This is a genomic window from Actibacterium sp., assembly GCF_041584535.1.
GTDB lineage: Bacteria > Pseudomonadota > Alphaproteobacteria > Rhodobacterales > Rhodobacteraceae > Actibacterium_D.
Window position 1 is genome coordinate 1 of record NZ_JBFHDW010000141.1, and the last position, 6,794, is coordinate 6,794.

Annotated in this window: 6 protein-coding genes; 4 read left to right on the forward strand and 2 right to left on the reverse strand. The window is 61.7% G+C overall.

Going from position 1 to position 6,794, the window contains the following annotated elements; genetic code table 11:
* Nucleotides 1–72: 72 nt before the first annotated feature.
* A complete protein-coding gene (locus tag ABYW26_RS08410) occupies nucleotides 73–1,515 on the reverse strand; it encodes an NAD(P)H-hydrate epimerase (RefSeq protein ID WP_372604324.1) in 1,443 nt (480 codons plus the stop codon).
* A gap of 177 nt (nucleotides 1,516–1,692) precedes the next feature.
* On the opposite strand from ABYW26_RS08410, the gene ABYW26_RS08415 reads away from it, so the two are divergent.
* The 3 genes from ABYW26_RS08415 (at nucleotide 1,693) to ABYW26_RS08425 (ending at nucleotide 4,746) form a co-directional block, all read left to right on the forward strand.
* Complete coding sequence (locus ABYW26_RS08415) at nucleotides 1,693–2,031, forward strand: P-II family nitrogen regulator (RefSeq protein ID WP_372604325.1); 339 nt, start codon at nucleotides 1,693–1,695, stop codon at nucleotides 2,029–2,031.
* Nucleotides 2,032–2,101: 70 nt separating this feature from the next.
* Nucleotides 2,102–3,508 carry a type I glutamate--ammonia ligase gene (glnA, locus tag ABYW26_RS08420; RefSeq protein ID WP_372604326.1) on the forward strand — a complete coding sequence of 469 codons (1,407 nt, stop codon included), beginning with the start codon at nucleotides 2,102–2,104 and terminating at the stop codon, nucleotides 3,506–3,508.
* Nucleotides 3,509–3,699: 191 nt separating this feature from the next.
* On the forward strand, nucleotides 3,700–4,746 hold the full coding sequence (locus ABYW26_RS08425; protein ID WP_372604327.1) for a hypothetical protein: 1,047 nt from the start codon (nucleotides 3,700–3,702) through the stop codon (nucleotides 4,744–4,746).
* A gap of 75 nt (nucleotides 4,747–4,821) precedes the next feature.
* Here the strand turns inward: ABYW26_RS08425 and ABYW26_RS08430 are convergent, their stop codons facing one another.
* Entirely contained in the window at nucleotides 4,822–6,030 is a 1,209-nt protein-coding gene (locus ABYW26_RS08430) for a class I SAM-dependent methyltransferase (protein ID WP_372604329.1), read from the reverse strand.
* Nucleotides 6,031–6,194: 164 nt separating this feature from the next.
* On the opposite strand from ABYW26_RS08430, the gene ABYW26_RS08435 reads away from it, so the two are divergent.
* Nucleotides 6,195–6,794 (forward strand): alpha/beta hydrolase family protein (locus ABYW26_RS08435; protein ID WP_372604330.1); only part of this gene is annotated, 600 nt, incomplete at its 3' end.

Here is a 6,794-nt window from a genome sequence, read left to right on the forward strand (position 1 = left end):
CACCGGCTGGGCCGTGACGCACCAGCTCAGCGTGGACGACACCGGCGTGCCGCCGCCGGGGACGGGCTTCGCCTACATGGTAAACGCCATCAACTCGGGAGGCGACGGGACGCTGGGACTCACCAGCCAGGGCGTGCTGCGCTCATAGGCAGCCGAGTTCACCCGACAGGCCCCATCCGCCCGCGCAATCACTGTGTCAGGCCCCTTGAACAGGATCGTGCAACCCGCCCGCGCCGCAGCGGCGCGCGTGGCATCCACCTTGGAACAGGCCGGGCCGCGACCATCGGGCGCGGCCAGTTGCTCGGCCAGATCGGGGAACAGCCGCGCGAATTCGCCGCCATGCGGGGTCAGGACGACATTTTCATGCAACAGCGTGAACAGGGTTTCGGGATCCTCGGCAAAACTGGTCAGCGCGTCGGCGTCCAGCACCGTCGCGCGTTTGGCGGCCAAGGCCACTTCGACAATCTCGCGGGTGTCACGAGTCACGCCCATGCCGGGGCCAAGACACAGGGCGTTGAAACGCGGGTCCGCAAGCACCTCTTCCAGCGCCTTGGCGTCGCGCACCTGTCGCAGCATGATCGCTGTCAGCTGGGCCGCGCATTCATCCATCGCCGAGGGCTGCGCCCCCACCGTCACCAGCCCTGCCCCGATGCGCAGCGCCCCGCGCGCCGCAAGCCGCGCCGCGCCCGAACGCCCCTGTGGCCCGGACAGGACAAGGGCGTGACCATGGATGTATTTATGATGGCCGGGCAGCTTATCCAAATTGCGCGGCGCCTCGACCAGCCGCACGATGCCCGCTGGCATCACCGCAGACGGATCCGTTTCAAGGCCGATATCGGCAATCACCGTCTTGCCGCAGCTCTCCGGGCCATCTGCCAGACGATGCCCCAGCTTTTCGGCATGGAATGACACAGTCAGATTAGCCAGGTTGGCAAAATCAAACGGCTGATCGTCGCCCAGCCAGCGCCCGCTATCGGCGCACAGGCCGCTGGGGATATCGACCGCGACAACCTTAGGGAAACCGTCTCTGCACCGTGCACGAGACTCAGCTCCGTTCAGCGCCATCGCAAGATGACGATGCGACAGGAAGGGCCGCGTCAGACCTGTGCCAAACAACGCATCGATAACAAGCATCTCTGCACAGCCTTCGTCAAACGCACCGTCGAAATGGTCATCATCGAGGGGAGTTACCGGCCCCAGGGGACACCATCGCTCATAATTCGTCTTCGCGTCCGGCGGCAGCTTCGCGGGGTCACCCAAAAGAAAGACCTCGACCTCCCAGCCCCAGTCATGCAGCAGCCGCGCGATCACGAACCCGTCGCCGCCATTATTGCCGGGACCACACAACACAACGGCACGGTGCGGCGCGGCCCGCAACGCGGGCCATTCCTCGAAAATCGCGGCGACAACCCCTTTCCCGGCGCGCTCCATCAATTCCAGTCCGGTCACGGCGCCCGAGGCGATTGCGGCACCTTCAACGGCGCGCATTTGGGCAGATGTCAGAAGTTCAGTCACTTGCTCAGGCCTCGAATTTTCAAATTGCACCCGTTTTGATCAAGGTGCATATATTTTAATCAGCACGTAGGGATTCCATCCGACCACCCGCTTGGCTTGAGCATAGCCAATTGTAGCCCGTCAATGAAAGTGGTCTGACACCTTGCAAAACCGTAACTGATCAGGGAGTCGAGTCCGTTGAAAAAGATTGAGGCGATCATCAAGCCCTTCAAGCTTGACGAAGTCAAAGAGGCACTTCAGGAAATTGGCGTTCAGGGCTTGAGCGTTATCGAAGTCAAAGGTTTCGGCCGTCAAAAAGGCCATACCGAGTTGTATCGCGGCGCTGAATACGTGGTCGACTTCCTTCCGAAAGTGAAGATCGAGGTCGTTCTGGCCGACGATCAGGTCGATGGTGCCGTTGAAGCCATCATCAACGCCGCAAAAACCGACAAAATCGGTGACGGCAAGATCTTTATTTCGTCCGTGGAACAAGCCATTCGTATCCGCACCGGCGAAGCGGGCGAAGACGCCCTCTAATCCAACGATTCCGGCCGGGCCGCCCATGCCCGGCCTTTTAGCGACCAATTCAGAGAAGGGAAAAGGTCATATGAGCAAGGACGCAGTTCTTAAGGCCATCGCGGATGAAGGTATCGAGTATGTCGATATCCGGTTCACCGACCCGCGTGGGAAATTGCAGCACGTCACCGTGATGTCGGATCTGGTTGACGAAGACTTCCTGGACGAAGGCTTCATGTTTGACGGTTCGTCGATCGAAGGCTGGAAATCCATCGAAGCGTCGGACATGAAACTGATGCCCGACACCGAAAGCATCTATATCGACCCCTTCTATGCGGAAAAAACGCTGGCCATCCATTGCTCGGTCGTCGAGCCGGACACTGGCGAAGCTTACGAGCGCGACCCGCGCGGCACCGCCGCCAAGGCCGAAGCCTATCTGAAATCGTCGGGCATCGGCGATGCGTCGTTCTGGGGCCCCGAGGCCGAATTCTTCCTGTTTGACGACGTGCGTTTCCAGGTTGCCATGAACAAAGTGTCCTATCAGGTCGATGCGCTGGACGCCGCCTGGAACACCGACACCGAGTATGAAATGGGCAACACCGGCCACCGTCCGGGCATCAAGGGCGGCTATTTCCCGGTCAACCCGATCGACGACGCTCAGGACCTGCGTTCGGAAATGCTGTCGACGATGAAGCGCATCGGCATGAAAGTCGACAAGCATCACCACGAAGTGGCCTCGTGCCAGCACGAACTGGGTCTGGTCTTTGGCTCGCTGACCAAGCAAGCCGACGAAATCCAGAAATACAAATACATCGTGCACAACGTGGCTCAGGCCTATGGCAAGACCGCGACCTTCATGCCCAAACCGATCTCGGGTGATAACGGCACCGGTATGCACGTCAACATGTCGATCTGGAAAGACGGTAAGCCCCTGTTTGCAGGCGACAAATACGCCGACCTGTCGAACGAGGCCCTGTGGTATATCGGTGGTGTTCTGAAACACGCCAAGGCTCTGAACGCCTTTACCAACCCGTCGACCAACTCGTACAAGCGCCTGATCCCCGGCTTCGAAGCCCCGGTTCTGCGCGCCTATTCGGCCAGCAACCGCTCGGGTTGCGTCCGTATTCCGTGGACCCAAAGCCCGAAAGCCAAGCGCGTCGAAGCCCGCTTCCCCGATCCGTCGGCGAACCCCTATCTGTGCTTCGCTGCCCTGCTGATGGCTGGCCTCGACGGTATCAAGAACAAGATCGATCCGGGCGAAGCCATGGACAAGAACCTGTACGATCTGCCGCCGGAAGAGCTGGCCGGTATCCCGACCGTCTGTTCGTCGCTGCGCGAAGCTCTGGACGAGCTGGAAAAAGATCACGAGTTCCTGCTGGCAGGCGACGTGTTCACCAAAGACCAGATCGAAGGCTATACCGAGCTGAAGTGGGAAGAAATCTATGCTTACGAGCACACCCCGCACCCGATCGAATTCAAAATGTATTACAGCTGCTAATACATCTTTTGATTGAATCTTGGATGGGGCGCCTTCGGGCGCCCCATTTCATTTGTGGCAAGAATAAGAACTTTGTGGCACCTATAAGGAGGCTTTTCTTAAAATTCGCCCTACTGTCTCCGCAATCTCTTGCAACCATAAGGATGTGAAACCGGTCTCAAAAGAGAATCGGTGTCTAATGGAGACAAGAAATGTCGGATCAACCAAGCTGCAACCGGGCGACGATCCTGTTTGACGGTGCCTTGCGTCTGAATTTCGTCGACCTTGCAGAAGAATTGCAGCGGCCGTTCCGCAATATCGCCTTGGAGTTCGACCAAACCTCGGTCGCCGAAGGCAGCCATGTTGTGTTTCTGAGCGAAGCCATGATCGTGCGTGTGGGCTATGCGCCGCAAGACGATTGGACAACCAAATTCGCCGATGCCAACCGTCCGGCGCAGGCGAAAGTGTCGAAAACCATCATCGACACGCTGTTGGAAGATGTCCGCACCGTTCTGGAAGTCACGGTCGAAGATGGCCCCGAGCGGGCGATGAACGAACGCACCCGGCTGGCTGCCTGCTATCACGTAGTGCGCCACCTGATGCGCCAGCACGAGGCCAGCATGGTGTATTGGAACCTCAGCGACACCCTGTTCACCACCGAGGAATTCGAGAACCCGACCGCGCTTAGCCCGGTCGAACCGGCCCCTGCCGCAGCCACCGCCACTGGCGCCGCGCCCTTCCCGCGCCGCCCGCAACGCGTGGCCGCCTCGGGCCGGGTCACGCCGCGACCGCAGATGGCTGGCTTTGCGCCTGCCGGTCAGGCCGCGTTCGCCACGGCTGAAATGCAGGTCGATGCCACCCATGCCCGGCTGGACCAAAGCTTTGCCGAGGCCGTGCATCTGCGCGACACCGATGCCACGATCCGCAACCGGATGCGCCAGACCTATCATGACGACGCCCGCGACGAAGAACGTCTGCGCCGCGCCCGTCACGAGATTTTCGCCGACGACCTGATCGAAAGCCGCGACAGCCGTCGCCCGCCGCCGCCCGAGGAAATCGGCCTGCTTGAGCAGCTGACCGTCTATGTCATGACCGTGACGATCATGGTTCTGTCGTTCCCGGCCGGGTTCGCCATGCTGATCTATACGGTGCTGCGGGGCGAAAACCTGAACATGACCGCCCGCGCAATGGCGCTGACCGGTATCGGGGTCGGCTTTACCTCTCCTCAGGTGACAGCAGCATTGATGCAGTTCATCTAGGCAAAGCCAAAGACCAGGACCCAACCCCGCGACCTGCCATCAGGTCGCGGGGTTTTTCTTTTGTATCAATTGGTTCTAAGCCGAAATTCGCGTATATCTCAGCAGACCCCAATCGCCCAGAACCCGGTCGATCGCACGCCATTGCGCGGCAAAGGCGAAATGGTCCAGATGCGCCCCGGCGGCGATCTGCGCAAGGCTGCGCCGCCCGTCGATCATTGCGATCAGCGGCGCACAGGATTTCGCCAGCGGCTCGGGGAATTTTTCGTCGCCAGACCGGATCGGCGCGGTGCCGGTCTTGGCGATCTGCTGCGCCAGCGGCCCCGGCGGCACGCCGATCAGATGCGGCACCAGCGTCATGTCAGCGGGCCGAGCCTGAACCTGCGCGCCGCGCCCGGCTTTGACCGCATAGGCCACATGCACCTTGATCGTGCCGCGCAGCTCTTCCGCCACCGCCATGCGGCCGATCCGGTCCAGCCCGTCCGGCGCGGTGACGCCCTCGGGCAGCAGGCGCGCCAGATCGTAAAGTGCGGGTTGCGCGAAATTCACCAGATCCAACCCGGCGGCCTCCAGCGCCCCGGCCAGATCGGTCACGGTAAAAGGCCGGTCCTGACTGTGCAGCAGCAGGTCATAAAACCCCGCGTCCGAGGCCTTGTGATCGACCAGATGCGGATTGACCGCGAACGGGTGACCTTTGGGCAGGCGTTTAAACACCTTGCGGGCGGCGGCCAGACGGTCTTGCGGTGTCATCCCCGCCAGCAGCGCGCCAAAGGCGTCCTGCAAGGGATAGACACCGCTGCGGCCATAGGGGGCATAGACCATCAGCCCGATCCCGCCCTCGGGCGCCAGCGCGGCGGACAGCGCGTCAAACCCCTGTTGCGGCTCTGGCAGGTGATGCAGCACCCCGCAGCAATCAATGTAATCGAACGGCCCGTATTGCGCGGCGTTCAGCAGGCTGTCGGTGACAAAGGTGATGCCGGTCAGCCCGCGCACCGCCGCGCGCTGTTCGGCAATGGCGCGCGCGGCGCGCGACAGGTCCAGATAGGTGATCTGATAAGGCTTGCCCGCCGCCGCCATCACCGCCGCGATCTGGATCAGCCCATCGCCGGTGCCCCCGCCCGCGACCAGCACCCGCAGAGGCTGGGACCAATCGCGCTTGCCGCCCCAAAGAAAGTGATCCATTTCAACAGGATGCGACGGCGATCCGGTGATCAGGCGCTTTTTCTCGTCTTTCGGATCGCGCTCGGGATAGGGGTATGCCTCGTATTGGTCCTGAACCTCGGTCACGAAAATCTCCTGTCTCGATCTGGCGGTATCATACGGAATTACCCGACCAAGGCCAGATGCTCGCGCATGGTCAACAGGGCGTGACTGGCCTGTCACATGGCTTGTGCCGGACCGTGGCAGGCGTCACCTTTCGCGGGTCAGGGGCACCAAGACGGGGACATATCATGCCGATGGAGAAATTCACCTTTCCGGGTCATTCCGGAGACCGGCTGGCCGCGCGACTGGACCTGCCCGAGGGGCCGCATTTGGGCACGGCGCTGTTTGCGCATTGCTTTACCTGCGGCAAGGACATCCACGCCGCCCGCCGGATCGCCCAGCGCCTGTCGGCAATGGGCATCGCAGTGCTGCGGTTCGATTTCACCGGGTTGGGCCATTCCGGCGGCGAATTCGAGAATACCTCGTTTTCCTCGAACGTCGCCGATCTGGTCACCGCCGCCCGGCATCTGGCCGATCGCGGCATGGCGCCCGGCCTGTTGATCGGCCACAGCCTTGGCGGCGCGGCGGTGCTTAAGGCCGCAGCCGAAATCCCCAGCGCGTTGGCGGTGGTGACGCTGGCCGCGCCCTATGACCCGGCGCATGTCACCCGCAATTTTGCCGTGGCCCACCCGCGCCTGCATGGCGATGGCTCGATGCAGGTCGATCTTGCGGGCCGCACCGTGACCCTTGGCCGCGACTTTCTGCGCGACGTGACCGAGGCCAATCTTGGCCCGGCGATCCGCGATCTGAACCGGGCGCTGTTGATCATGCACGCCCCGCGCGACGCC